This window comes from Pseudomonas corni, from assembly GCF_057128765.1.
The window spans coordinates 24,312-48,585 of the sequence record NZ_JBSKHW010000011.1 but is presented as its reverse complement, the minus strand read 5'-3'; the positions used below and the strand labels follow the sequence as shown (position 1 = coordinate 48,585).

The 24,274-nt window shown below is 58.5% G+C and carries 22 protein-coding genes, 3 tRNA genes and 1 riboswitch; of the genes, 4 read left to right on the top strand and 21 right to left on the bottom strand.

Annotation, left to right across the window (positions count from 1 at the left end; genetic code table 11):
• The first annotated feature begins 27 nt into the window (after positions 1-27).
• Positions 28-213 (top strand): PA3371 family protein, encoded by a 186-nt coding sequence (locus ACWKV9_RS17435; protein ID WP_483837380.1) that lies wholly within the window; start codon positions 28-30, stop codon positions 211-213.
• 449 nt (positions 214-662) lie between these two features.
• Positions 663-989 (top strand): Arc family DNA-binding protein, encoded by a 327-nt coding sequence (locus ACWKV9_RS17430; RefSeq protein WP_483837379.1) that lies wholly within the window; start codon positions 663-665, stop codon positions 987-989.
• 131 nt (positions 990-1,120) lie between these two features.
• Here ACWKV9_RS17430 and mgtE read toward each other — a convergent pair whose 3' ends face one another.
• Positions 1,121-2,563, bottom strand: a complete 1,443-nt coding sequence (mgtE, locus tag ACWKV9_RS17425) for a magnesium transporter (protein WP_483837378.1) — start codon at positions 2,561-2,563, stop codon at positions 1,121-1,123.
• A gap of 319 nt (positions 2,564-2,882) precedes the next feature.
• On the opposite strand from mgtE, the gene ACWKV9_RS17420 reads away from it, so the two are divergent.
• The gene (locus ACWKV9_RS17420) at positions 2,883-3,377 is read left to right on the top strand and encodes a cell envelope protein SmpA (RefSeq protein WP_483837377.1); all 495 of its coding nucleotides are present in this window, start codon (positions 2,883-2,885) and stop codon (positions 3,375-3,377) included.
• Between the two features lie 41 nt (positions 3,378-3,418).
• On the opposite strand, the gene ACWKV9_RS17415 is transcribed toward ACWKV9_RS17420, so the two are convergent.
• From ACWKV9_RS17415 to ltaE, 7 genes are all read right to left on the bottom strand, one after another.
• Positions 3,419-3,495, bottom strand: a tRNA-Arg gene (locus ACWKV9_RS17415).
• 118 nt (positions 3,496-3,613) lie between these two features.
• A tRNA-Arg gene (locus ACWKV9_RS17410) sits at positions 3,614-3,690 on the bottom strand.
• A 106-nt stretch (positions 3,691-3,796) separates the two neighbouring features.
• Positions 3,797-3,887: transfer RNA gene (locus ACWKV9_RS17405), tRNA-Ser, on the bottom strand.
• 62 nt (positions 3,888-3,949) lie between these two features.
• Positions 3,950-4,138: a carbon storage regulator CsrA gene (gene csrA, locus ACWKV9_RS17400; RefSeq protein ID WP_002554426.1), complete on the bottom strand. Its 189-nt coding sequence runs from the start codon at positions 4,136-4,138 to the stop codon at positions 3,950-3,952.
• 179 nt (positions 4,139-4,317) lie between these two features.
• Complete coding sequence (locus ACWKV9_RS17395) at positions 4,318-5,550, bottom strand: aspartate kinase (protein WP_483837376.1); 1,233 nt, start codon at positions 5,548-5,550, stop codon at positions 4,318-4,320.
• A gap of 95 nt (positions 5,551-5,645) precedes the next feature.
• Complete coding sequence (gene alaS / locus ACWKV9_RS17390; RefSeq protein WP_483837375.1) at positions 5,646-8,264, bottom strand: alanine--tRNA ligase; 2,619 nt, start codon at positions 8,262-8,264, stop codon at positions 5,646-5,648.
• A 143-nt stretch (positions 8,265-8,407) separates the two neighbouring features.
• Complete coding sequence (ltaE, locus tag ACWKV9_RS17385; RefSeq protein ID WP_483837374.1) at positions 8,408-9,412, bottom strand: low-specificity L-threonine aldolase; 1,005 nt, start codon at positions 9,410-9,412, stop codon at positions 8,408-8,410.
• Positions 9,413-9,597: 185 nt separating this feature from the next.
• Positions 9,598-9,756: riboswitch (FMN riboswitch) on the top strand.
• A 128-nt stretch (positions 9,757-9,884) separates the two neighbouring features.
• Here ltaE and ACWKV9_RS17380 point away from each other — a divergent pair.
• Positions 9,885-10,397, top strand: coding sequence for a 6,7-dimethyl-8-ribityllumazine synthase (locus tag ACWKV9_RS17380; protein ID WP_483837373.1), 513 nt, complete (start codon positions 9,885-9,887; stop codon positions 10,395-10,397).
• A gap of 120 nt (positions 10,398-10,517) precedes the next feature.
• Here the strand turns inward: ACWKV9_RS17380 and astE are convergent, their stop codons facing one another.
• The 13 genes from astE to ACWKV9_RS17315 form a co-directional block, all read right to left on the bottom strand.
• Entirely contained in the window at positions 10,518-11,525 is a 1,008-nt protein-coding gene (gene astE, locus ACWKV9_RS17375; protein ID WP_483837372.1) for a succinylglutamate desuccinylase, read from the bottom strand.
• Between the two features lie 15 nt (positions 11,526-11,540).
• A complete protein-coding gene (locus ACWKV9_RS17370; RefSeq protein WP_483837371.1) occupies positions 11,541-11,831 on the bottom strand; it encodes a topoisomerase II in 291 nt (96 codons plus the stop codon).
• A 57-nt stretch (positions 11,832-11,888) separates the two neighbouring features.
• A complete protein-coding gene (astB, locus tag ACWKV9_RS17365; protein WP_483837370.1) occupies positions 11,889-13,235 on the bottom strand; it encodes an N-succinylarginine dihydrolase in 1,347 nt (448 codons plus the stop codon).
• 154 nt (positions 13,236-13,389) lie between these two features.
• Positions 13,390-14,865 (bottom strand): succinylglutamate-semialdehyde dehydrogenase, encoded by a 1,476-nt coding sequence (gene astD / locus ACWKV9_RS17360; RefSeq protein ID WP_483837540.1) that lies wholly within the window; start codon positions 14,863-14,865, stop codon positions 13,390-13,392.
• The gene (gene astA / locus ACWKV9_RS17355) at positions 14,862-15,887 is read right to left on the bottom strand and encodes an arginine N-succinyltransferase (protein ID WP_483837369.1); all 1,026 of its coding nucleotides are present in this window, start codon (positions 15,885-15,887) and stop codon (positions 14,862-14,864) included. Before astA ends, astD begins: the two co-directional genes overlap by 4 nt.
• 105 nt (positions 15,888-15,992) lie before the next feature.
• A complete protein-coding gene (gene aruF / locus ACWKV9_RS17350; protein WP_483837368.1) occupies positions 15,993-17,024 on the bottom strand; it encodes an arginine/ornithine succinyltransferase subunit alpha in 1,032 nt (343 codons plus the stop codon).
• A gap of 158 nt (positions 17,025-17,182) precedes the next feature.
• Positions 17,183-18,403, bottom strand: a complete 1,221-nt coding sequence (locus tag ACWKV9_RS17345; RefSeq protein ID WP_483837367.1) for an aspartate aminotransferase family protein — start codon at positions 18,401-18,403, stop codon at positions 17,183-17,185.
• A 406-nt stretch (positions 18,404-18,809) separates the two neighbouring features.
• Positions 18,810-19,793, bottom strand: coding sequence for a transcriptional regulator ArgR (argR, locus tag ACWKV9_RS17340; protein ID WP_483837366.1), 984 nt, complete (start codon positions 19,791-19,793; stop codon positions 18,810-18,812).
• 138 nt (positions 19,794-19,931) lie between these two features.
• Positions 19,932-20,696, bottom strand: coding sequence for an ABC transporter ATP-binding protein (locus ACWKV9_RS17335; RefSeq protein ID WP_483837365.1), 765 nt, complete (start codon positions 20,694-20,696; stop codon positions 19,932-19,934).
• A gap of 51 nt (positions 20,697-20,747) precedes the next feature.
• The gene (locus ACWKV9_RS17330) at positions 20,748-21,860 is read right to left on the bottom strand and encodes a peptidase M14 (RefSeq protein WP_483837364.1); all 1,113 of its coding nucleotides are present in this window, start codon (positions 21,858-21,860) and stop codon (positions 20,748-20,750) included.
• Between the two features lies 1 nt (position 21,861).
• Entirely contained in the window at positions 21,862-22,560 is a 699-nt protein-coding gene (locus ACWKV9_RS17325) for an ABC transporter permease (protein ID WP_483837363.1), read from the bottom strand.
• Positions 22,557-23,246 carry an ABC transporter permease gene (locus tag ACWKV9_RS17320; protein ID WP_483837362.1) on the bottom strand — a complete coding sequence of 230 codons (690 nt, stop codon included), beginning with the start codon at positions 23,244-23,246 and terminating at the stop codon, positions 22,557-22,559. The genes ACWKV9_RS17325 and ACWKV9_RS17320 overlap by 4 nt, the downstream gene beginning before the upstream one ends.
• Before the next feature lie 89 nt (positions 23,247-23,335).
• Positions 23,336-24,112, bottom strand: a complete 777-nt coding sequence (locus tag ACWKV9_RS17315) for an ABC transporter substrate-binding protein (protein ID WP_483837361.1) — start codon at positions 24,110-24,112, stop codon at positions 23,336-23,338.
• Between the last annotated feature and the right edge of the window lie 162 nt (positions 24,113-24,274).

The window sequence follows — 24,274 nt, the reverse complement described above, 5'->3', positions numbered from 1 at the left end:
ACGCTAACTAAACTCAAGGGATGCGCCATGTCCAAAGCAGCAGTATCGTTCTTCATTCTGGCCATCATGGCCCTTGCCGTAGATCAACTGCTCCCGGCGTCCTTGGAGGTGTTCAGCATTGCGGTCAAGTCGGCTGCGGGCATTTTTTCCGCTCTGTTCATCGTCGCTTTGGTATTAGGAAGAAGGATCAAATTCGATCCTGTGCTGCGTTGATCCGAATCTGGAAACGAGCGCACCGTCTAGCTTGAGCTTCCCGGCCCGCTAATGTTCAACATCAGCCCCTGGCCCCCCCCGCCTTTAGCATGAAAAGACCCTTCGTCTCTTTCTTGCCCGCTTACTCGATAATTTCCACGTACGCACTACGCTGAAGACAGATAGCCATCACAGCACGCTTTCTGTGGGATCATGGCGTTCGACCCCGCCTGGCATTGCGTAGGAACTTTGCATACTGGGCCGCATTTCTGATATTTGGTGCTGGCTAAACGCCTTTACCTGGTTCAATATTTGTCACAGATTTGACGCCAAGGATCCGTCAGAGTCATGCATTATGGCGGCCCCATTTGTTGGCTGGTTGAACATTTCGCCAAAATGACAGTCACAGGATGACATCTTGCGGCCAATGCTAGAACCGCCTCCCTCTTTGAACTAATTCGGTTAAATATATGAGCCCTATGAAACAGGCCAATTATTCAAGTCGCACAGCTGACAAGTTTGTTGTCCGCCTTCCAGAAGGCATGCGTGAACGTATCGCGGACGTCGCTAAACAACATCACCGCAGCATGAACTCGGAAATCATTGCTCGTTTGGAACAAAGCCTGATTCAAGAAGGCGCACTGGGAGATGAGCCTACCCTTCGCCTGGATAGCCCTGAGCTTTCGCTGCACGAACGTGAACTGCTACAACGTTTCCGCCAGCTCGCACATCGCCAACAGAATGCCTTGGTTTCACTTATTGCTCACGACACCAGCCTGGCTAACGACGGCGAATAAGCTGCCGCTACCCAGAGACTTAAAAGCCAGCATATAGCTGGCTTTTTTGTACGCGCAGTAGCTTATTTATTTGGTTAGTTAAACTGCGCATAACAAAAAACCGCCTTTACGGGCGGTTTTTTGTGCTTGCATCAAAGCAGGAAGATAGTAGCCAGACCCAAGAATATAAAGAATCCTCCACTGTCGGTCATAGCAGTAATCATCACACTGGCGCCCATGGCTGGATCGCGGCCTAGCCGTGCCAGGGTCATGGGGATCAACACGCCCATCAGCGCAGCCAGCAACAGGTTGAGCGTCATGGCAGCCGTCATCACCACGCCCAGCGACCAACTGCCGTACAGCAGGTACGCGACAATACCAATCACCCCACCCCACACCAGACCATTGATCAAACCCACGACCAGCTCTTTGCGCATCAAGCGCGAGGTGTTGCCCGTGCTGACCTGATCGAGCGCCATCGCCCGCACGATCATGGTGATGGTCTGGTTCCCGGAGTTGCCGCCGATCCCCGCCACAATAGGCATCAATGCCGCCAGTGCCACCAGTTTTTCAATTGAGCCTTCGAAAAGCCCAATTACCCGCGAGGCGATGAACGCTGTCACCAGATTCACAGCCAGCCATGCCCAGCGGTTGCGCAGAGAACGCCAGACCGACGCGAAGATATCTTCTTCTTCACGCAGACCGGCCATGTTGAGGACTTCTGTTTCACTCTCCTCACGAATCAGATCGACCATTTCGTCAATGGTCAGACGGCCGATCAGCTTGCCGTTCTTGTCCACGACCGGCGAGGAAATAAGGTCATACCGCTCGAAAGCCTGCGCGGCTTCATAGGCATCACCATCCGGGTGGAAACTCACCGGATCATTGGCCATGACCTCGGCCACCTGCTTGTCCGGGTCATTGACCAACAGACGCTTGATCGGCAGCACACCCTTGAGCACGCCATCGTAATCGACGACGAACAACTTGTCGGTGTGGCCCGGCAGTTCTTTGAGACGACGCAGATACCGGAGCACGACTTCAAGGCTGACATCCTCGCGAATCGTCACCATCTCGAAGTCCATCAGCGCGCCGACCTGATCTTCGTTATAGGACAAAGCCGAGCGCACACGTTCGCGCTGCTGGCTGTCCAGGGCTTCCATCAATTCGTGAACTACGTCGCGAGGCAGTTCAGGCGCAAGGTCAGCGAGTTCGTCCGCGTCCATTTCCTTGGCGGCGGCCAGCAACTCATGATCGTCCATGTCGGCGATCAGGGTTTCACGAACGGAATCGGATACTTCGAGAAGGATGTCGCCGTCGCGATCAGCTTTGACCAACTGCCAAACCGTCAGACGATCTTCGAGAGGTAACGCTTCGAGAATATAGGCGACGTCGGCAGAGTGAAGATCTTCGAGCTTGCGTTGCAGCTCTACGAGATTCTGCCGGTGAACCAGTTTTTCAACACGATCCTGGTGCTGGCCTTCCTGGCGATGCGTCAGGTCTTCGACGACCCGCTGGCGCTGCAGCAAATCGATAACTTGAGCGAGACGATCCTGAAGGCTGTCCTGCGTTTTTTTTACTTCTACTTCGGTCATAGGCGAACTCCACTCCCAGCAGTGGAACACGCCGAGAGATCAATCAGTCGATTCTTGATTGGTGCAGCTTAATTCAGAGTAACTACTGGGTAAGTCCATGGAGGTATTCCATAAGCCCCGGCGGGGCTGACGGGCGCAATCATACACCGCTTGCCTGAACTGCACGCTAAAAATTCACCTTGGAACAACCGGTTGCAGCACAAAGTTAATCAGTGTCCGAGTCGTTATTGCTACAACGTCACATCCAGAGAAGAAAACACGCTCGCCTCATGAATATCCCCTGACTAATCTGCCCCGACATCGTCACGGAGGACTCAGGATGCTACCCAATCGCCCGTTGATTTTCGGCGCGCTGCTGATGCTGCCAATTGCCGCGCTTGCCACCACGGTGCATCGCTGTGAGGACGGCGCCGGAAACCTCACCTTCACCACCCTCGGCTGCCCGGAGGGTCAAGCGCTGCAATTCCAGGAAGCGTTCAACGCCCTACCCGGCACGCAAGCGAGTTATCTGCCGCCTGCTGAGGTAATGACTCGCAGCACTCAAGCGCAGGTCAGTGCGCCCCGGGAAGTGGTTGTCGTGGGGCAACATGATGACGGTTGCGGCAATCGCTTGAACGCCGATCAGAGAAGGCGAGCAATCATTAATCTGAAGACCCCTGCCGGGATGACGAAGCGGGACGTAGAAAGCATGCTTGGCAAACCGGACAAGATCGTCAGCCGCAATGGCGAAGAACGTTACGTGTACAAAGAAAGGAAAGGCCGCAGCAGCCAAGTGACGTTCGACGAATATGGCTGCGTAAAAGGAAAAAGCTAGACAGCAAAAAGCCCGCATTTTCATGCGGGCTTTTCGTTTGTTGGTGCACTCGACAGGATTCGAACCTGTGACCGCTCGGTTCGTAGCCGAGTACTCTATCCAGCTGAGCTACGAGTGCAGATGGTGCTTGTTAAACCAGATCGCCACTGGGTAAAACATTAGCGGTTAAGCTAATACCTGTTGAAGCCAGGCTCTTTCAAAAGTAGTTGCTTATATTGCTATAAACAACTCTTAAATGGTGCACTCGACAGGATTCGAACCTGTGACCGCTCGGTTCGTAGCCGAGTACTCTATCCAGCTGAGCTACGAGTGCATTTGTTGCCGCGCATTATAGGCCGTCGAATCTTTTGGTCAAGCGCTTTTTCCAGTAAATTCAAACACTTACGGATCAAGCCAGAAACAACGTACTACGCAAATAATGGCGGAGAACGGGGGATTCGAACCCCCGACACCCTTTTGAGGTGTACTCCCTTAGCAGGGGAGCGCCTTCGGCCACTCGGCCAGCTCTCCGCAACACGGGGCGTATAATAACCACCCTTTTCCCCGTTTGCAAACCGAAAATTCAATAAAAATTAATGGCTTGGTTCCTCATCCTTCTCTTTCTTGATCCGCAGGTAAATCTCTTCGCGGTGAACAGCCACTTCCTTGGGCGCATTGACCCCGATTCGCACTTGATTACCTTTTACGCCCAGCACGGTCACTGTGATTTCACCATCACCAATGATCAGGCTCTCAGCGCACCGACGAGTCAGAATCAGCATACCTTTCTCCTCACGCCTTACATTCAGGGACAACAGTCTGCATAACGAACAGGCATCGGCCCGAGCCAGAATCAGCAGAGGTCACACCTGATTATTGACGGGCGCCGGGACAAACAGATTCTTGCGCGCATCAAAAAACGAAAGGCGCGAGAACGAAACTCGCGCCTCCCTTGCACGCATCACTCGCCTTGGCGAGGAGCGTCCAGTTCAAAAGCGGTGTGCAACGCACGCACAGCCAGCTCCAGGTACTTTTCTTCGATCACTACCGACACCTTGATCTCCGACGTCGAGATCATCTGGATGTTGATGCTTTCCTTGGCCAGTGATTCGAACATACGGCTGGCAACGCCTGCGTGGGAACGCATACCGACACCAACAATGGAAACCTTGGCAATCTTGGCGTCACCCTTGACTTCACGCGCGCCGATTTCACTGGCGGTGTTTTCCAGTACCTGCAGGGCAGCCTGGTAGTCGTTACGGTGCACAGTGAACGTGAAGTCGGTGGTGTTATCGTGCGCAACATTCTGCACGATCATATCGACTTCAATGTTCGCGCCGCTGATAGGCCCGAGGATTTTGAACGCAACGCCCGGGGTGTCTGGCACGCCACGGATCGTCAGCTTGGCTTCGTCGCGGTTGAAGGCGATGCCAGAAATGATCGGCTGTTCCATGGATTCCTCTTCATCGATGGTAATGAGGGTGCCCGGACCCTCTTTGAAGCTGTGCAATACGCGCAGCGGGACGTTGTACTTGCCGGCGAACTCGACCGCGCGGATCTGCAGCACCTTGGAACCGAGGCTGGCCATTTCCAACATCTCTTCGAAGGTGATCTTGTCCAGACGCTGAGCCGAAGAGACCACACGCGGGTCAGTGGTGTAGACACCATCGACGTCGGTGTAGATCTGGCATTCGTCCGCCTTCAGCGCTGCGGCCAGCGCAACGCCCGTGGTGTCCGAACCACCGCGACCCAGGGTCGTGATGTTGCCGTTCTCGTCCACGCCCTGGAAACCTGCGACCACAACCACCCGCCCGGCTTTAAGGTCGGCGCGAATTTTCTGATCGTCGATTTGCAGAATACGCGCCTTGTTGTGCGCGCTGTCGGTCAGGATACGAACCTGATTACCGGTGTAGGAAACCGCGGGTACACCACGCTTGATCAGCGCCATCGCCAACAGCGCGATGGTCACCTGCTCGCCTGTGGATACGATGACATCCAGTTCACGCGGAACTGGTTGATCATTGATCTGTTTGGCCAGCGCGATGAGACGATTGGTCTCGCCGCTCATGGCCGAAAGCACGATCACCAGGTCATCGCCCGCTTCGCGGAATTTTTTGACTTTGTCGGCCACCTGCTCGATGCGCTCGACCGAGCCCACCGAGGTGCCGCCAAATTTCTGTACGATTAAAGCCATCTCAAAGCCGCCTCAGCCCGTGTGGGCGCCCATTAAACTTCTTCGATCTCTAATGTCAAAACCCGCTGACTGGCAGCGGGTTCCGGGAGATCGACTTAAATGCCCTGCCCGGCAAACGGAACAGCCAGCGCAAGCGCTGCGTCCAGTGCGGAGGCATCAACGCCACCGCCTTGTGCCATGTCAGGACGACCGCCACCTTTACCACCCACGGCGGCGGCCGCTTGCTTCATCAAATCACCGGCTTTGAGTTGGCCAGTCAGGTCCTTGGTTACCCCGGCAACGAGGACGACCTTGTCTTCATGCACACTGCCGAGCAGGATCACTGCGCGGCCGAGCTTGTTCTTCAACTGATCGACCAGCGCCAGCAGCGCCTTGCCATCCTGACCATCGAGACGGGCAGCGAGGACCTTGACGCCGTTGACATCCACCGCAGAGGACGACAGATCGTCGCCCGCAGCGCTGGCCGCCTTGGCCTGCAGTTGTTCCAGTTGTTTTTCCAGCAGACGATTGCGCTCGATGACAGCCGCAAGCTTGTCTAGCAGGTTGTCGCGGTTACCTTTGACCAGCGTCGCGGCTTCCTTGAGTTGTTCTTCGGCGCCATTCAGATAGGCCAGAGCCGCAGCGCCGGTCACCGCTTCAATACGGCGTACGCCAGCAGCCACGCCGCCTTCGCTGATGATCTTGAACAACGCGATGTCGCCGGTGCGATTGGCGTGAATCCCGCCGCACAGCTCAACGGAGAAATCACCGCCCATACTCAGCACGCGAACGTTGTCGCCGTACTTCTCGCCAAACAGCGCCATGGCGCCTTTCTTCTTGGCGGTCTCGATGTCGGTTTCTTCGGTTTCGACCGGGGTGTTCTTGCGCACTTCGGCGTTGACGATGTCTTCCAGGGCCTTGATCTGCTCAGGTTTGATCGACTCGAAATGGCTGAAGTCGAAACGCAGGCGTTGACTGTCGACCAGCGAGCCCTTCTGCTGAACGTGATCGCCCAGCACCTGACGCAACGCGGCATGCAGCAAATGAGTAGCAGAGTGGTTCAACGACGTGGCCTGCCGCACTTCGGCCGCGACTTGCGTGCTGACCGTTGCGCCGACTTTCAGGCTGCCCGACACCTGAACGCCGTGGTGCAGGAACGCGCCGCCGGTTTTGGTAGTGTCGCTGACGTCGAAGCGTACATCGCCAGAAGTCAGGTAACCGCTGTCGCCAATCTGGCCACCGGACTCGGCGTAGAACGGGGTCTGGTCGAGAATGACGACGCCGTCTTCGCCTTCGTTCAGCTGCTCGACAGCGATGCCCTCTTTATAGAGAGCAACGATCTTCGCTTCACCGGCGGTGGCTTTGTAGCCAGTGAACTCGGTCGCGACATCAACTTTGACCAAGCTGTTGTAGTCCATGCCGAACGAGCTGGCCGAACGGGCGCGAACCCGCTGCGCGTCCATCTCGCGCTCGAAACCTTCCTCGTCGAGGGTCAGGTTGCGTTCGCGGGCGATGTCGCCGGTCAGGTCCATCGGGAAACCGTAGGTGTCGTAAAGTTTGAACACCACGTCGCCGGGCACCACGGTGCCTTTGAGTTCGGCCAGATCCTGCTCGAGAATTTTCAGGCCTTGCTCCAGGGTCTTGGCGAACTGCTCTTCTTCACCTTTGAGCACGCGCTCGATGTGCGACTGCTGGTTTTTCAGTTCCGGGAACGCTTCGCCCATTTCGGCGACCAGCGCTGCAACGATCTGATAGAAGAAGCTGCCGGTGGCGCCTAGCTTGTTACCGTGACGGCAGGCGCGACGAATGATCCGGCGCAGCACGTAGCCACGGCCTTCGTTGGACGGCAATACGCCGTCCGCAATCAGGAAACCGCACGAACGAATGTGGTCGGCGACGACTTTCAGGGAAGCCTGATTGTCGTTGCTGCAACCGATTGCCTTGGCGGCGGCGGCGAGCAGGCTCTGGAACAGGTCGATCTCGTAGTTGGAGTTCACGTGCTGCAGCACGGCACTGACGCGTTCCAGGCCCATGCCGGTGTCGACCGAAGGCGCTGGCAACGGGTGCAGCACGCCGTCAGCAGTTCGGTTGAACTGCATGAACACGTTGTTCCAGATTTCGATGTAGCGGTCGCCGTCCTCTTCAGGCGAACCCGGTGGGCCGCCCCAGATGTCGGCGCCGTGATCGTAGAAAATCTCGGTGCAAGGGCCGCACGGGCCGGTATCGCCCATGGTCCAGAAGTTGTCGGAGGCGTACGGCGCGCCTTTGTTGTCGCCGATGCGAACCATGCGCTCGGCCGGGACGCCAATTTCCTTGGTCCAGATGTCGTACGCTTCGTCATCCGTCGCGTAAACCGTGACCCAGAGCTTTTCCTTGGGCAGGTTCAGCACGCCGGTGAGGAAGGTCCAGGCGTAAGTGATGGCGTCGCGCTTGAAATAGTCACCGAAGCTGAAGTTACCCAGCATTTCAAAGAAGGTGTGGTGACGCGCGGTGTAGCCGACGTTTTCCAGGTCGTTGTGCTTGCCACCTGCGCGCACGCACTTCTGGCTGCTGACGGCACGGGTGTAGGCTCGTTTTTCCTGACCCAGGAAGCAGTCCTTGAACTGGTTCATGCCTGCGTTGGTGAACAGCAGGGTTGGGTCATTGCCCGGAATCAAGGAGCTGGAGGCTACACGGGTGTGGCCTTGCTCTTCGAAGAAGCGAAGGAAGGCTTCACGGATTTCTGCGCTTTTCATAGGTTCTTCCACGGGAACTGCGGCCAGAGGCAAATGCATAACGTCATCGACGTAGCGACGGCAAAGGGCCGCATTATATAGGCGTTGCACGCTCGGTACAGCGTGTTTATTCGATAGAAACAAGCAATTGGATTATCGGTCGCTCAAGCACCGCCGAACTCGGCAAATGCCGTGACGACCTGCTCCACCTGCGCCCGGCTGACATTCAAGTGGGTGATCATCCGCAAGCGTGATGCAGCGCTCAGGGTGATGCCGCGCTCGGCGCAGAACGCCTTCAATTGCTCGGCCTTATCGCCAATCTGCACGTACACCATGTTGGTCTGCACCGGCTCGATCTCGTACCCCAACTCGCTCAGACGTTTGCCGAGCAACGCAGCGTTGTCATGGTCTTCGGCCAGACGCTCGACGTGGTGCTCCAGCGCATACAACCCGGCAGCTGCCAGAAAGCCCGCCTGACGCATGCCGCCGCCCACCATTTTGCGCAAACGACGCGCCTTGCCGATCAGCTCTTCGGTGCCACACAACACCGAACCCACTGGTGCACCGAGGCCTTTGGACAGGCACACCGACACCGAGTCGAAATGCTGCGCAATCACTCGGGCATCGACGCCCAACTTCACGGCGGCGTTGTACAAGCGAGCGCCGTCCAGGTGCAGCTGCAAACCCTTTTCAGTGGTGAGCTTGCGCGCCGCGGCGAGGTATTCCAATGACAGCACTTTGCCCTGCATGGTGTTTTCCAGAGCAAGCAGCTTGGTGCGGGCGAAGTGAAAATCATCGGCTTTGATCGCATCCGCTACCTGATCCAGGTCCAGCGAGCCATCGGCCTGATTGTCCAGCGGCTGCGGCTGAATAGAACCCAGCACCGCCGCGCCGCCGCCTTCGTATTTATAGGTGTGCGCTTGCTGGCCGACGATGTATTCGTCGCCGCGTTCGCAATGGGCCATCAAGCCCAACAGGTTGCTCATGGTGCCGGTCGGGACATACAGCGCTGACGCGAAACCCAGTCGCTCTGCCAGCCAGGACTCCAGACGATTGACCGTCGGGTCCTCGCCGTACACGTCATCGCCCAGTGGCGCGCGCGCCATGGCTTCGCGCATGGCTGCGGTGGGTTGGGTCACTGTGTCGCTGCGCAGGTCGATAACCGTCACGAAGAAGCTCCCTGTAGAAAGAGGTCGAACCTCAGTTTTGAGGCCACGAGTGATGATAATCAAGGCACCGAGGCGCAATTCCAAGGATTCGTTATAAGAAAAAGTCTGGATGACTGTAAGAAAGCGTCCATGCACATCCGCGAAAACTGTGATAAAAACTGCCCGCCGACAACGATTGATGTCGGCAACGTTCTCAGGGCGGGGTGCGATTCCCCACCGGCGGTAATGGCGCGCAATGCGTCTAGCCCGCGAGCGCTTGGTTGGGCGTAAAGCTCAAACAAGGTCAGCAGACTCGGTGTGATTCCGAGGCCGACGGTCATAGTCCGGATGAAGAGAGAACGGGATTGGCACCACAGGAACGCGTCGAAAGCACTGCCACGGGCGCATTACGCTCGTTCAGCCGCCGACCGGAACTGGCATCCCCTTCGATCCAAAGCGCCCTGTTTTTTTCATTAAACAGGAGACAGAACAGATGCAACCCACAGCAATCGATAGCAAAAGCAAAAGCCACCCCAACGACCGCGTCGCGTTTATCCAGGCCTGCTGGCACAAGGATATTGTCGATCAGAGCCGTAAAGGGTTTGTCGCTGAAATGGCCAATCACGGTTACACCGAGAGCGACATCGATTTCTTTGAAGTCGGCGGTGCTTTTGAAATCCCTCTGCACGCCAAGCTGCTGGCCAAAACGGGTCATTACGCAGGCATCGTTGGGGCAGGCCTGGTAGTCGATGGCGGGATTTATCGTCACGAGTTTGTCGCGCAATCGGTGATCAGCGCGTTGATGCAGGTTCAGCTGGAAACCGAAGTACCGGTGTTCTCGGTGGTGCTGACGCCGCATCACTTCCATGCAGGCGAAGAGCATCAGAAGTTCTTCTTCGATCACTTCGTACACAAAGGTCAGGAAGCTGCGAAAACCGTCGCTGACACCCTAAACAAGCTGCGCGCTATTCGGCGTCCGGAAGCGCAGAAGAAAGTGGCCAGCTAAAGCAAAGTCACTTCTGTAGGAGCCAACTTGTTGGCGAGGCAAGCGCTGCGGTACATCAGGCGAAATGCCTCGCGAACAAGTTCGCTCCTACAGAGATCCGCAGTGCGCCAGCAACTGCTCCTACCCCAACTGCTCATCCGTCGTCGGCACTATCAATATCCCTGCCCGTAGCCCGTTCTTGACGTTTGGATTGGGGAAGATGATGCGTGCGCCCTCCTCCTCGACGATCCAGCTTGAGCTGGAGGCATCCTCAGCCAGCACGAAGCCCTTTTCCAGCACCGTGAAGTTTTCGACATCGTTCGGCAGATTGAGCGTAAACGCATCGCTGCGCTTGATGATTTCCCGGGCAACGCTGAACAACTTCAAGCCGTCGATTTCATCACCCACCAGCGGCTCTGTGCCACGAATCAGGTTGCTCAACAGCGTTTTCAACGGCGCAAGATTGACCGACTGGTTCTGCCCGAAAGGCCGCGCCTTGCCCAGCTCCAGCGTGAAGGACTCAGCCCCCAGTTTGTCGTAGGTGTAAGCGCTGAACACGATGGACGGCTTGTTCTGCAACAACACCGCTTCCATGCCCGCGCCGTGCAAACGCACCAGTTCACGGCGTGAATGCTGGCGGCCTTGCTTCCAGGGATAAAGCGCAAACTGTTCGATCTTCGAGCCGCGAATCGCCGTGTGCAGGTCGTAATGCAGACGGTCGCGATCAGGCAGGCTGAAAAATCCGGATGCCAGGCGTTCAAGCTCGCCCGCGCGCAGGGCTTCTGTGCCACTGCTCTGCTCGTGACGGCCGTTGAACAAGCGGTTTACATCCTGCTCGATATAACGCTCGCCGCGACGCATCGCTTCGGGGTTACCGAACAGGAAAAGAATGCGCGCGCGGGGTTTGAGTTCGCCGCTGGCGATGCTCTGGATCAATTCATCCAGTAACTCGATGGGGGCTGTTTCGTTGCCATGAATGCCGGCCGATAACAGCAAATCAGCGCCGTTATCCCGCGCCTTTGGGGGCGTGACCTCCAGCGCGCCTTCGGCCAGCCAGCGCAGACGCACGCTGTCGACAGTCAGCTGAGTTTTCTCTGCGGGCTCACGGCCCGCCAGTGTCAGTTCAAGCAATTTGCCGAGGGCGAGCATCTGCGCAGTTCCTGCTTAGTCGTGGGTGCAATCAGGGCCGTGGACGTGCTCGTCTTCTTCGTCGCCCGCGTCGGCAGGTTCCATTTCCAGCTGCAGGCTGACCAGGTTGGTGGCCAGAGGACGCAGCAGCAGGTTGGCGTACTCAGCATCGCCTTCTTCGACGTCAACGCCGATCAGCAACTGACCACGGCCGTCTTGCTGAATCCACAGCTCCTTGCCCTGCCAGATAACGGCAACGCGGGTGCAGGAGGTTTCCAGCTGAGTGCCATCGGTGTCTTCAAGGATCAAACGCAGGGCGTCGGTCATTTTTTACTCTCTCTTTGATTCAAGACCTGAGCGAACAGCGCACAGGTCCGGAGTACTTCAATTGATTTGGAAAGGATAGACCGCGCCCAGCTTGAGGTGCTGGGTCAGTTCATCCAGCGCTGTTCGGCATTCGAGCAATAGCTGCGGATCGGCCAGATCGCTCTCGCTCATGCGGTCTCGATAGTGCTTGTCCACCCACTGCGTCAGGGTGCCGTACAACGGGGCGGTCATGATAACGCCTGGATTGACCGCCGCCAGTTCAGTTTCATTCAGCGCGACGCGCAGTCGCAGGCAAGCCGGGCCGCCGCCGTTCTGCATGCTTTGCTTGAGGTCGAAGACTTTCACTTCGCCAATCGGGCTGTCATCGGCAATCAAGCGCTGCAAGTAATTCCAGACCCGCTCGTTGCTCCGGCATTCCTCCGGCACGATCAGCAGCATCGAACCGTCCTTGCGCGACAGCAACTGGCTGTTGAACAGGTAAGAACGAACGGCATCTTCCACAGCGACTTCGCTGCGCGGCACACAAATGGCCTGGAAACGCCCGCCGCGACGGCCGAGCTTGTCGTGCAACTCGGTCAGCATGTGCTCGGTGTTGAGAAACGCGTCCTCGTGATAGAACAGCACTTCACCGTTGCCCACCGCGATCACGTCGTTATGAAACACGCCTTGATCGATCACCGCCGGGTTCTGCTGGGCATAGACCACGCCCTCCTCGCTCAAGCCGTGCAGACGCGCCACCGCCTGGGAGGCTTCGAGGGTCTGGCGCGCCGGGTACTTTTGCGGCGCCGGGTAGCGGGTATCGAACGCACTGCGACCAAAGACAAAAAACTCCACGCCCGCTTCACCGTAATCACGGCAGAAACGCGTGTGGTTGGCCGCGCCCTCGTCACCGAACTGGGCGACGGCAGGCAAGGCGGCATGATGAGCGAAGTGTTGCTGATCGGCGAACATCGCGCCCAACACGCGGCTGGTGGTTGGGTGTTCGATGCTGCGGTGGTATTTGCAGTTGAGGTTGGCCGCGGTGAAGTGCACACGGCCATCGGCAGTATCAGCGCTTGGGCTGACCGTGGCGGCATTGGCCACCCACATGCTCGACGCCGAGCAGCTGGCGACCAGCAACGGCATGTCGTGTTTGGCAGCGCTCTGGATAACCTGCGCATCGGTGCCACTGAAGCCCAGTTTGCGAAGGCCGGCAACGTCTGGGCGCTCTTGCGGCGCCAGCACGCCCTGGGTAAAACCCATGTCCATCAGCGCTTTCATTTTCGCCAGGCCTTGCAGGGCGGCCTCGCGCGGGTTGGACGATTGCTGGCAGTTGCTCTGGGACGCCACATTGCCGTACGACAGCCCGCCGTAGTTATGGGTAGGCCCCACTAGACCGTCAAAGTTGACTTCACAGGATTTCATCGGTGAGGCTCCGTGGATCTGTTTTTATAAACATCAATTTCATGTGCAGCAAAGGCCCTGTAGGAGCGCGCTTGCCCGCGAAGCATTCATATCTGCCGACGCACATTCGTCGGATGTACTTCAGTCTTCGCGGGCAAGCGCGCTCCTACAATCATCAGTCACGCGTCAGCGTGATCCCAGGCGTCAAACTCGCGGGCAGCGTCAATTGCTCAGCCTCAAGTGACGCCACCGGATACGCGCAGTAATCAGCCGCGTAATAAGCGCTGGCACGATGGTTACCTGAGGCCCCCACCCCACCAAACGGCGCGCTGCTGGCAGCGCCTGTCAGCTGCTTGTTCCAGTTGACGATCCCGGCCCGGCTTTGCAGCCAGAATTGCTGATAGCGCGCTTGGGAATCGGACAGCAAACCCGCCGCCAGCCCGTATTGCGTGGCGTTGGCTTCGGCAATCGCGGCATCGAAATCAGCGTAGCGGATAACCTGCAACAGCGGCCCGAACAGCTCTTCGTCCGGACGATCTGCGACATCGCTGACATCCAGAATGCCGGGCGTCAGCAGCGCGGATTGCGAGGCCGGTTGCGTCATTTCCAGCAAAGCCACGGCGCCAGTCGCCAACAAGTGTTCCTGCGCATCGAGCAACCCCCGAGCAGCGCCCAAGGAAATCACCGAGCCCATGAACGGCGCAGGCTGCTGATCGAACGCGCCGACTTGAATCGTCTTGGTGACTTCGATCAGCCGCGTCAGGAACGCATCACCCCACGGGCCTTCCGGCACCAGCAAGCGGCGGGCGCAAGTGCAGCGCTGGCCGGCGGAGATAAACGCCGACTGAATCACCGTGTACACCGCCGCTTCGACGTCCTGCACTTGGTCAACGATCAACGGGTTATTACCGCCCATTTCCAGCGCGAGGATTTTGTCCGGACGTCCGGCAAATTGCTGATGCAGCGAATTGCCCGTGCGGCTTGAACCGGTGAAAAACAGCCCGTCGATGCCAGCGTTGGCGGCAAGCGCAATCCCGGTTTCCCGCGCGCCTTGCAGCAGGTTGAGCACGCCCGCAGGCAACCCGGCTTCAATCCAGCATTTGACGGTCAGCTCGGCCACTTTCGGTGTCAGTTCGCTGGGCTTGAAGACCACGGCGTTACCCGCCAGCAGCGCCGGCACGATGTGCCCGTTAGGCAGATGCCCAGGAAAATTGTACGGGCCAAACACCGCTACCACGCCGTGGGGCTTGTGGCGCAACACGGCGGTGGCGTCGCCCAGCGGGCCGCTCTTCTCGCCGGTGCGCTCGCGATAGCTCTGAATCGAGATCGCGACCTTGTTGACCATGCTGGTCACTTCCGTGGCCGATTCCCACAGCGGCTTGCCAGTTTCCTCACCGATGCAGCGCGCCAGTTCGTCGGCATGATCTTTCAGGCTGACCGCGAACGTTTCGAGCACACCGATGCGTTCTTCCAGAGAAAGCGACGCCCAAGCGGGAAACGCCTGACGCGCGGCGGCAACGGCGGCATCGACCTGTGCGGCGCTGGCGCCCTGACCGGACCAGATCACTTCTTGCGTGACCGGATTCAGCGACTCGAAACCCTCACCCTGCCCGGCCTGCCAGGCGCCTGCGATATACAGCGTGCTCATCAGATACCCTCCCGAGCCGGAGACAATGGAACCGCGCGCACATGGTCACCCGCGCTCAGGCGCAGACGTTTGGCAGTTTGCGGATCGACCACCAGAGTGCCAGCGGCAAATCTGGCAGGCGCAGCCGTCACGCGGCAATCCTCGCGCTTGCGGTTATGAATAAGGAACGGCGTCGCGTCATCGCCCGGCGTGCCCACGGCCAGCACCAACGGTTGGCTGTCGCGGACAGCGCGAATCTTGCTGGTTTCGCATTCAATCGCCGGGCCCGCGTCGAAAATGTCGACGTAGCCCTGATAGCTGAAGCCCTCGGCCTTGAGCATGGTCAGCGCTGGCTCGGTGCTGGGGTGCACGCGGCCAATGATGTTGCGTGCCTCTTCCGACAAAAAGCAGGTGTACAGCGGGAATTTCGGCATCAGTTCAGCGATGAACGCCTTGTTGCCGACGCCGGTCAGGTAATCGGCCTGGCTGAATTCCATTTTGAAGAAGTGGCGGCCCAGGCTTTCCCAGAACGGCGAATGGCCGTGCTCGTCGGACATGCCGCGCATCTCGGCGATGATCTTGTTGCCGAACAGCTCAGGGAACTCAGCGATGAACAGCATCCGCGCCTTGGACAGCAAGCGACCGTTCAAGCCAGTGCGGGCGTCGTCGCGCAGAAACAGCGAGCACAACTCCGAATTGCCGGTCAGGTCGTTGGCCAGAAACAGCGTCGGAATTTCGCGATAAATGTTCAGCTCTTGAGACGCGCTGACGGTCAAGCCGACGCGGTAGTTGTACCAGGGCTCGCGCAGGCCAACGGCACCGGCAATGGCCGAAATACCCACCACGCGTTCATCGTCGTCTTCGAGCACGAACAGGTAATCCGCATCGCCACGACCGGCTTCGCCACGGAAGGTTTTCTCGGCCCAGCCAACCCGGTGCGCCAGACGCTCTTCGTTGGCTGGCAAAGTGGTCAAACCGGGGCCAGTGCTGCGCGCCAACTCGATCAGCGCCGGCAAGTCACTGCTGCGTACGGGACGAACGATCATGCTTTCTCCTCAACCCGGCTCCCTTGGGAAACCGGCGAAACTCGCTAACCTGCGATCCGCCGTCCGCGCTGATCATTCAGCAGGCGGACAACGGCAATCAACCTGTCAAACCGCGACGATGCGCACGCTGGCACCTTCGCCAACGCCCAATGCTTCAGCCGCCCCGACACTGAGTGTGACCGGTTTGCCCGGCACCCAATCGAGCTCCAGCAATACGGCGCGGTAGTCCTGCAACTGACCGTTGGCGACCAGATAAGGACGCCCGCCTTTGACCGCGTCGCCGCTGTTGACGGTGTCGATCTTGACCGGCACCACGCGGCTCTGGGAGATCGAGCGAATACCCGAAACCCGCGCGTGCAACGTCGGGCCGCCGTCGAAGATGTCGATGTAATGATCGGTCTCGAAGCCTTCGCGCATCAGGATGTCGAAGGTAATTTGAGCGCGTGGATGCACTTGACCCATGGCTTCCTGCGCGGTGTCGGGCAGCAGCGGCACGTAGATCGGGTAATGCGGCATAAGCTCGGCCAGAAAGGTGCGGCTTTTCAAGCCGCACAGGCGCTCGGCTTCGGCGTAGTTCAGGTCGAAGAAGTTGCGGCCGATGGCGTCCCAGAACGGTGAGTCGCCGTTCTCATCGCTGTAACCCACTATTTCAGTTACCACCGAATCAGCGAAGCGCTCCGGGTGATTGGCGACAAACAGCAGGCGGCCACGGGAGTTGAGTTCCGACCAAGTGGTGCCGACCAGTTCGCGCACCACATAGAAGCTGGTCAGCAAGCTATTACCGGTGAGGTCGTGGCACTGCGAAAGGACGTGAATCTTGTTGTGGATTTTCAGCTCACGGGAGGCGTGAACGAAGGTTTCGTTACGAAAACTATAGAACGGCTCGGAATAGCCTGCCGAGGCGACGATCCCGGAGCAGCCAACCAGGCGATTGGTTTCCAGGTCTTCGAGGACGAAGAAGTAGGTTTCTTCGCCGTTGAAACTGACTTCTGCCGAAAACGACGCTTCCGAAGCGGCAATCTTGTCGCTCAAACGGCCAGCGTCATCCGGCAAGGACGTGACACCAATCGGGCTGTCGGCGGCGAGGCGTTGAACCTCGGCCAGATCAGCCATTTGCGCGGGGCGCATCACCAGCATGGTGTCACTCCTAGAGAAAAAATCTGCCGGGTGTCCGGCGAGAGAGAAAACAAAAAAACCAACTCTGTAGGAGCCAACTTGTTGGCGAGCCAGACAACGCGATGTGTCAGGCAGGACGCCTCGCGAACAAGTTCGCTCCTACAGGTGGTTTGTCGCAGTTACGCCGCGGTCAGCTTCGCCACCGCACGTTCGAATCGGTTCAAGCCTTCTTCGATGTCGGCGTCTTCAACCACCAGGCTTGGCGCGAAGCGAATCACGTCCGGGCCGGCCTGCAGAATCATCACGCCTTCGTGTTCGGCAGCGTTGAAGATGTCCTTGGCGCGACCTTTCCACGCCTCGGTCAGCACGCAACCGATCAGCAGGCCCAGCCCACGGACCTGGGTGAAGATGCCGTACTGCTGGCCGATCTTTTCCAAGCGGGTCTTGAACTGCTGATGCTTGGCATTCACGCCTGCCAACACTTCAGGGGTGTTGACGACGTCCATCACTGCGTTGCCGACCGCGCACGCCAGCGGGTTGCCGCCGTAGGTGGTGCCGTGTACGCCGACCGACAGGTGCTTGGCGAGTTTTTCAGTGGTCAGCATCGCCGCCATCGGGAAGCCGCCGCCAATGCTCTTGGCACTGGAAAGAATGTCCGGGATCACGCCGTAATGCATGTAGGCGAACAGATGGCCGCTGCGGCCCATGCCGCTCTGCACTTCGTCGAACACCAGCAGCGCGTTGTGCTTGTCACACAATTCGCGAGCGCCTTGCAGGTACGACAAATCAGCGGGCAACACGCCGCCTTCGCCTTGAATCGGCTCCAGTACGACAGCGCAGGTCTTGTCGGTGACGGCAGCTTTCAGGGCTTCAAGGTCGTTATACGGAACGTGGGAGATGCCGGTGATTTTCGGGCCGAAACCATCGGAGTACTTTGGCTGGCCGCCGACGCTGACAGTAAACAGCGTGCGGCCGTGGAAGCTGTTGAGCGCCGCGACGATTTCGTATTTTTCCGCGCCGTAGAGGTCGTGGGACACACGACGGGCCAGCTTGAAAGCGGCCTCGTTGGCTTCAGCGCCGGAGTTACAGAAGAACACGCGCTCGGCGAAGGTCGAGTCGACCAGCTTGCGCGCCAGTTGCAGCGCAGGCTCGTTGGTGAAGACGTTGGACACGTGCCACAGCTTGTTGCCCTGCTCGGTCAAGGCGTTGACCAAAGCAGGATGGCAGTGACCCAGCACGTTGACGGCGATGCCACCGGAGAAATCGACCAGTTCGCGACCCGATTGGTCCCAGACCCGGGAACCGGCCCCGCGCACAGGAATGAAAGCGGCCGGGGCGTAGTTGGGAACCATCACCTGGTCGAAATCGGCGCGTTGCACCGGGGCTTGCTCAACGGACATCGGAGTCTCCTGAAGAGGAACGCCTGCCTGGAACTGGCGAGCGATGAAAAGGATTGTAAGGACAGTTTTCGGCCGGGCCTTGCCGCCAAGCGACAACTTCTTACAGCGCCAACCCGGCTTTTTTCGTGGCTTTCAGCAATGCGACAAATAGCGTCGCAATGGCGCAGTTTAAACGCGCAAGAGGTGTAGGAGCCAACTTGTTGGCGAGGCAGTTCAGTGACGTGCCAGTTACATCGTCTCGCGAGTAAATTCGCTCCTACAGATTGCTATCAGCTCTGCTCGACGCGAACTCGGTTCTGTAGGAGCGCGCTAGCCCGCGAAAGATTGATCAGCCAATAAAGATGCTGCGTGTGAGCTGACGCCTTCGCGGGCAAGCGCGCTCCTACAATTGACCGCTGCGCCTGCGTCACCCGCGCTCTGCAGGCACAGGGGACAATTCGAACGGGCTGCTGCTGCGGCGCTGGTTGCGGTCTTCGCGGGGGGTAGCGCCGAAGAAATTGCGGTAGGCGCTGGAGAAATGGGGGCCGGACGAAAAGCCGCAGGACAAACCAATCTGGATGATCGATTTACTGGTCTGCATCAGCATCTGCCGGGCCTTGTTCAAACGCAGCTCCAGGTAATACTGACTCGGTACGCGGTTGAGGTACTGCTTGAAAATCCGCTCCAGCTGACGCCGGGACACGCACACATGCTGGGCGATTTCGTCGGTGGTGAGCGGCTCCTCGATGTTCGCTTCCATAAGCAGCACTGCCTGGGTCAGCTTCGGATGGCTTGAGCCCAAACGGTTCTGCAACGGAATACGCTGACGCTCGCCGCCTTCTCGAATGCGCTCGACCACCAGTTCTTCAGATACCGCTCCCGCAAGCTCGGCACCGTGATCGCGCGCCAGCACCGCCAACAGCAGATCAAGCACCGACATCCCGCCGCACGCGGTCAAGCGATCCCTGTCCCAATCGAACAAGTGACTGGTGGCGATGACCTTCGGAAACCGCTCGGCGAAATCATCCTGCCAGCGCCAATGCACGGCAGCCCGATAGCCGTCCAGCAATCCCAACTGAGCCAGTGGATACACCCCCGCAGACAAGCCACCAATCACGCAACCGGCGCGCACCAATTGTTTGAGCGCGCTGCTCAGTGCCGAGGTCATGGGGGCTGGCGGCTCATCGGCCAGCAGGAAGATTTTCTGACAGCCTTCCAGTCGTCCTGTCCATGGCTCGCCCGGCAACTGCCATCCCCCGCCTTCGACCGGAGGTTCCGCCTGCAGAAAGGACAGCTCGTAGACCACCTCCGGGTGAACCCGCTGGGCGACACGCAAAGCTTCCTCGGCCAGCGCCAAAGTCAGGGCTTTGGTGCTGGGCCAGATGAGAAAACCTATTCGATGGGCAGTCATGGCGAGCAGTCCGAAACGTGTCACAAGAGTGGGTCAAACGCTGACGCGCTTGAGCTAAAACGGGTCCAGCCAGGTCATGTCGTCAGCAGATTTGCCGCGCAGCATGACCTGTTCCAACGCAAAAGGCACCGTCAGTCGTTACTTCAGACTGCCCGAGAGAAATCCCTGCAAGCGCTCGGATTTCGGATTGACCAGCACTTCGCGCGGATCGCCCTGCTCTTCGACCACGCCTTTGTGCAGGAAGATCAGCTGGTTCGACACTTCACGCGCAAAGCCCATTTCGTGGGTGACGACGACCATGGTCCGACCTTCCTGGGCCAGCGCCTGCATGACTTTGAGCACATCGCCCACCAGCTCCGGGTCCAGCGCCGACGTTGGTTCGTCGAACAGCATGACCTCCGGCTCCATCGCCAGCGCGCGGGCAATCGCCACACGCTGTTGTTCGCCGCCGGACATGTGGCCCGGGTATGCATCTTTACGGTGGGATACGCCGACCTTGGCCAGGTAATGTTCGGCTTTTTCCAGCGCTTCTTTTTTCGACAGACCGAGCACGTGAATCGGTGCTTCGATGATGTTTTCCAGTGCGGTCATGTGCGACCACAGGTTGAAATGCTGGAACACCATCGACAACCGTGAACGCATGCGTTGCAGTTGCTTGGGGTCTGCGGCTTTCAGGCTGCCGTCTTTATTGGCGACCAGTTTGAGTTCTTCATTGTTCAGCAGGATGCGGCCCGCATGGGGCTGTTCCAGCAAGTTGATGCAGCGCAGAAAGGTACTTTTGCCCGAACCGCTGGAGCCGATGATGCTGATCACATCGCCAGCCTTGGCTGTCAGCGAAACGCCCTTTAGCACTTCGTGGCTGCCGTAGCGTTTGTGCAGGTCCTGGATTTCCAGTTTGTTCATGCTTTCGGTTCTCAAAACTTTCGGTTAGCAGCGTTCAGTTCTCAAGGAACATCAGTCGCTGAGCAAGCGACCCTGACGCAGCGCGGTCCGCCCCGCCACTTTGGCCAGCCAGAATCCTGGCTGGGCGTAACGCAGTCTCTCGATGGCGAACAACACGCCTTCGGTGCCGGCACACACGGTGGTGGCTTTGTCGGACAAGGGGTCGATTACTTCGAACAGCGGCTCGCCGACTTCGACCCGGTCGCCCGCCTGACGCAGAAACGTCACCACGCCGGGGTGCGGCGCGTAGAGCAATTCAGTGCCTTCAAACGGCACGCCTTCGCAGGCCTCGGTTTCAGGTTTCGGCCATTCGCCGCTGATAAGACCCTGCTCGGCGAGGAACGCCAGAATGCCCTCGGCATGAGCCTCGGCTTCGAGCCTGCCAGTGTCGGTCTGACCGCCCAGTTCAAGGGTGGTCGCCAGACAGGCCAGCGGAATCTGCGCCTCGGGAAAACGGCGAGACAAACGCAGCCACGGCAACGAACACGCCTCATCGAACGAACTGCCACCGGAATCTTCAGCGAGCAATCCGACGCGTACATCCAGGTGCGCCGCCAGCGAACGCCACTGCGGCCAGTGCTGCGGCAAGGCGTACATGTGCAGCGCGGCATCAGCGTCGCAATGCAGATCCAGGACAATGTCGGCAGTACAGGCATGACTCAACAGCAGGCGTTGCAGGCCCTGCAGTTCGCTGCTCGCAGGCGGCAATTGTTCAAGCACCGAGTTCATGGCCTGACGAATCAGCTGAATGTTGGCGCGCGGGTCATCGCCCAATTGGCCTTCGAGCAGTTCAGCCACGGGCTCGCTCAACTCAGCGAAATCACGGTTGAAGTTCTTGCCACTGCCGAACTCGAAGCGCCCTTGATGCGCCCCTTGCAGCAACTGGCCAAGGCCAATGGGGTTGGCAACGGGCACCAACTCGACAATGCCATTGAGCAAGCCCTGCTCTTCAAGCTGGGTCAGGCGTTTTTTCAGTTCCCAGGCGGTGCGCATGCCGGGCAATTCATCGGCGTGCAGACTGGCCTGAATGTAGGCCTTGCGCTCGCCTCGGCCGAAACGAAAAACGCTTAGCGTGCGTTCGGTGCCGAGGGTGCTCCACGGCAGGACATGGTCGATGCGTTGCATATCAGTGCTTCCTCGGCGCGAGATAGCTCAGCCAGCGGCGTTCGGCCAGCTTGAACAGTCGCACCAGAATGAAGGTCAGGCACAGGTAAAAAACCCCTGCGGTGATATACGCCTCGAAAGGCAGATAGAACTGGGCGTTGACCGTGCGGGCCGCGCCAGTGATGTCAATCAGGGTCACGATGGACGCCAGACTGGTGGTCTGCAACATCATGATCACTTCGTTGCTGTACTGCGGCAGCGCGCGGCGCAAGGCCGAGGGCAGGAGAATCCGTCGGTACATCTTGGCCCGGGACATGCCCATGGCCTTGGCCGCTTCGATCTCGCCCGCAGGCGTGGCTTTGAGGCTGCCAGCGATGATTTCAGCGGTGTAGGCGCTGGTGTTGATCGCGAAGGCCAGGCACGCGCAGAAAGTCGCGCTGGACAGCCATGGCCACAGGAAGCTCTCGCGCACAGCCGGGAATTGCGCCAGGCCGTAGTAGATCAAAAACAGCTGAACCAGCATCGGCGTGCCGCGAATCACGTAGGTATACAGCCAGGCGCTGAAGTTGACCCAGCGTACTTTCGAGACGCGCATCAACCCCAGCGGCAACGCGGCGAGCAATCCGAAGAACAGCGAAATCGCCAGCAGTTTGAGGGTAATGAGCAGGCCACCGAAGTACAGCGGCAGGTTTTCCCAGACGACGTTGTAATCGAAAATCATAGGTCCGCCGCCCGTACGCCCACGGAGTAGCGTTTTTCAAGAAGGCGCAGTGCCAGCAGCGAAACGCTGGTAATCAACAAGTACATCGCTGCCACTGCGAGGAAGAAAGTGAAGGGTTCGCGGGTGGCGTCTGCCGCCTGCTTGGCCTTGAACATCATGTCTTGCAGACCGACCACGGAAATCAGCGCAGTGGCCTTGGTCAATACCAGCCAGTTGTTGGTGAAACCGGGGATTGCCAGACGAATCATCTGTGGCACCAGAATGCGGAAGAACACCCGCGAACTGCTCATCCCATAGGCCATACCGGCTTCAGCCTGACCTTTGGGGATCGCCATGAAAGCACCGCGAAAGGTCTCGGAAAGGTACGCGCCAAAGATGAAACCCAGGGTGCCGATACCGGCCGCCAATGGATTCAGGTCGATGTAGTCGTCATAGCCCAGCAACGGCGCGACGCGGTTGAGCAAATCCTGGCCGCCGTAAAAAATCAGCAGGATCAGCACCAGATCGGGGATACCGCGAATGACCGTGGAGTACAGATCGCCCAGCCACGCCAGCCAGCGTACGGGCGACAGCCGCAACGCCACACCGATCAGGCCGAGCACGATCGCCAGCGCCATGGACGACAAGGCGAGCTGCAAGGTCAGCCATGCACCGTCGAGGATGACGGCCCCGTAGCCTTTCAACATGTTGTTTGGCCCTCTGGCGTGGGAAATGAAAATGGCGCAATCAGACGGCGTTCGGGCCTGCTGTTTGCGCCATGGGCGATTACGCCAACTTACTGACCGTAGATGTCGAAGTTGAAGTACTTGTCCTGGATTGCCTTGTACTTACCGTTGGCGCGGATCGCGGCGATGGCAGCGTTGATCTTGTCCAGATTGGCTTTATCGCCCTTGCGCACGGCAATGCCGACGCCATCACCGAAGTAGTTGACGTCAGTGAAGGCCGGACCCACGAAAGCGTAGCCTTTACCGGAATCGGTATTGAGGAAACCGTCCTGCAGCAGGGTTGCGTCCGCTACGGTGCCATCGAGACGGCCAGCGCCGATATCCAGATAGATTTCGTTCTGCGAGCTGTACGGTTTGATTTCTGCGCCCAGTGGAGCCAGGACTTCCTTGGCGAAACGCTCGTGGATCGAGCCACGCTGCACGCCGATGTTCTTGCCTTTGAGTTCGGTCAGGCCGTCGCTGACAACAGTGCCCTGTTTCATGACCAGACGCGCCGGGGTGTTGTAGTACTTGTTGCTGAAGTCGACTGACTTCTTGCGGTCTTCAGTGATCGACATCGAGGACAGGATGGCGTCGATCTTGCGCACTTTGAGGGCCGGGATCAGGCCGTCGAATTCTTGCTCGACCCATGTGCATTTGACTTTCATCTCTTCGCACAGCGCATTACCGATGTCGTAGTCGAAACCGACGATGTTGCCGTCCGGTGCTTTGGAAGCAAACGGAGGGTAAGCCGCTTCGATGCCGATTTTCAGTGGTTTTTCATCAGCGAAGACTGGCTGAGCCAATACGGACAGCGCCAGTGCGCCAAGAAGCATGAGCTTTTTCATGGGTGAGACTCCATCGGTACAGCACAAAATTAGGCAGAGTGAGCGAAACGCTCAATGTGCAGAAGGAAAATCATGAATTGCAGCGCTAACACCATCGAGTCTTGGCTCGACATGCCTTGGGCGAAAGATCGGCATTTTAGCGGCAGGCCTGAAGTCGATATT

Bases quoted from the DNA above. Each gene is read 5' to 3' on its own strand.
- astE (WP_483837372.1), bottom strand. From the start codon at position 11,525: ATGCTCGCCCTCGGCAAATTGCTTGAACTGACACTGGCGGGCCGTGAG.
- ACWKV9_RS17420 (WP_483837377.1), top strand. From the start codon at position 2,883: ATGCTACCCAATCGCCCGTTGATTTTCGGCGCGCTGCTGATGCTGCCA.
- astA (WP_483837369.1), bottom strand. From the start codon at position 15,887: ATGATCGTTCGTCCCGTACGCAGCAGTGACTTGCCGGCGCTGATCGAG.
- aruF (WP_483837368.1), bottom strand. From the start codon at position 17,024: ATGCTGGTGATGCGCCCCGCGCAAATGGCTGATCTGGCCGAGGTTCAA.
- ACWKV9_RS17395 (WP_483837376.1), bottom strand. From the start codon at position 5,550: ATGGCTTTAATCGTACAGAAATTTGGCGGCACCTCGGTGGGCTCGGTC.
- astB (WP_483837370.1), bottom strand. From the start codon at position 13,235: ATGAAATCCTGTGAAGTCAACTTTGACGGTCTAGTGGGGCCTACCCAT.
- ACWKV9_RS17315 (WP_483837361.1), bottom strand. From the start codon at position 24,112: ATGAAAAAGCTCATGCTTCTTGGCGCACTGGCGCTGTCCGTATTGGCT.
- ACWKV9_RS17370 (WP_483837371.1), bottom strand. From the start codon at position 11,831: ATGACCGACGCCCTGCGTTTGATCCTTGAAGACACCGATGGCACTCAG.
- ACWKV9_RS17320 (WP_483837362.1), bottom strand. From the start codon at position 23,246: ATGTTGAAAGGCTACGGGGCCGTCATCCTCGACGGTGCATGGCTGACC.
- argR (WP_483837366.1), bottom strand. From the start codon at position 19,793: ATGACTGCCCATCGAATAGGTTTTCTCATCTGGCCCAGCACCAAAGCC.
- ACWKV9_RS17335 (WP_483837365.1), bottom strand. From the start codon at position 20,696: ATGAACAAACTGGAAATCCAGGACCTGCACAAACGCTACGGCAGCCAC.
- ACWKV9_RS17380 (WP_483837373.1), top strand. From the start codon at position 9,885: ATGCAACCCACAGCAATCGATAGCAAAAGCAAAAGCCACCCCAACGAC.
- csrA (WP_002554426.1), bottom strand. From the start codon at position 4,138: ATGCTGATTCTGACTCGTCGGTGCGCTGAGAGCCTGATCATTGGTGAT.
- ACWKV9_RS17330 (WP_483837364.1), bottom strand. From the start codon at position 21,860: ATGCAACGCATCGACCATGTCCTGCCGTGGAGCACCCTCGGCACCGAA.
- alaS (WP_483837375.1), bottom strand. From the start codon at position 8,264: ATGAAAAGCGCAGAAATCCGTGAAGCCTTCCTTCGCTTCTTCGAAGAG.
- ACWKV9_RS17345 (WP_483837367.1), bottom strand. From the start codon at position 18,403: ATGTCCGTTGAGCAAGCCCCGGTGCAACGCGCCGATTTCGACCAGGTG.
- mgtE (WP_483837378.1), bottom strand. From the start codon at position 2,563: ATGACCGAAGTAGAAGTAAAAAAAACGCAGGACAGCCTTCAGGATCGT.
- ACWKV9_RS17430 (WP_483837379.1), top strand. From the start codon at position 663: ATGAGCCCTATGAAACAGGCCAATTATTCAAGTCGCACAGCTGACAAG.
- ACWKV9_RS17325 (WP_483837363.1), bottom strand. From the start codon at position 22,560: ATGATTTTCGATTACAACGTCGTCTGGGAAAACCTGCCGCTGTACTTC.
- ACWKV9_RS17435 (WP_483837380.1), top strand. From the start codon at position 28: ATGTCCAAAGCAGCAGTATCGTTCTTCATTCTGGCCATCATGGCCCTT.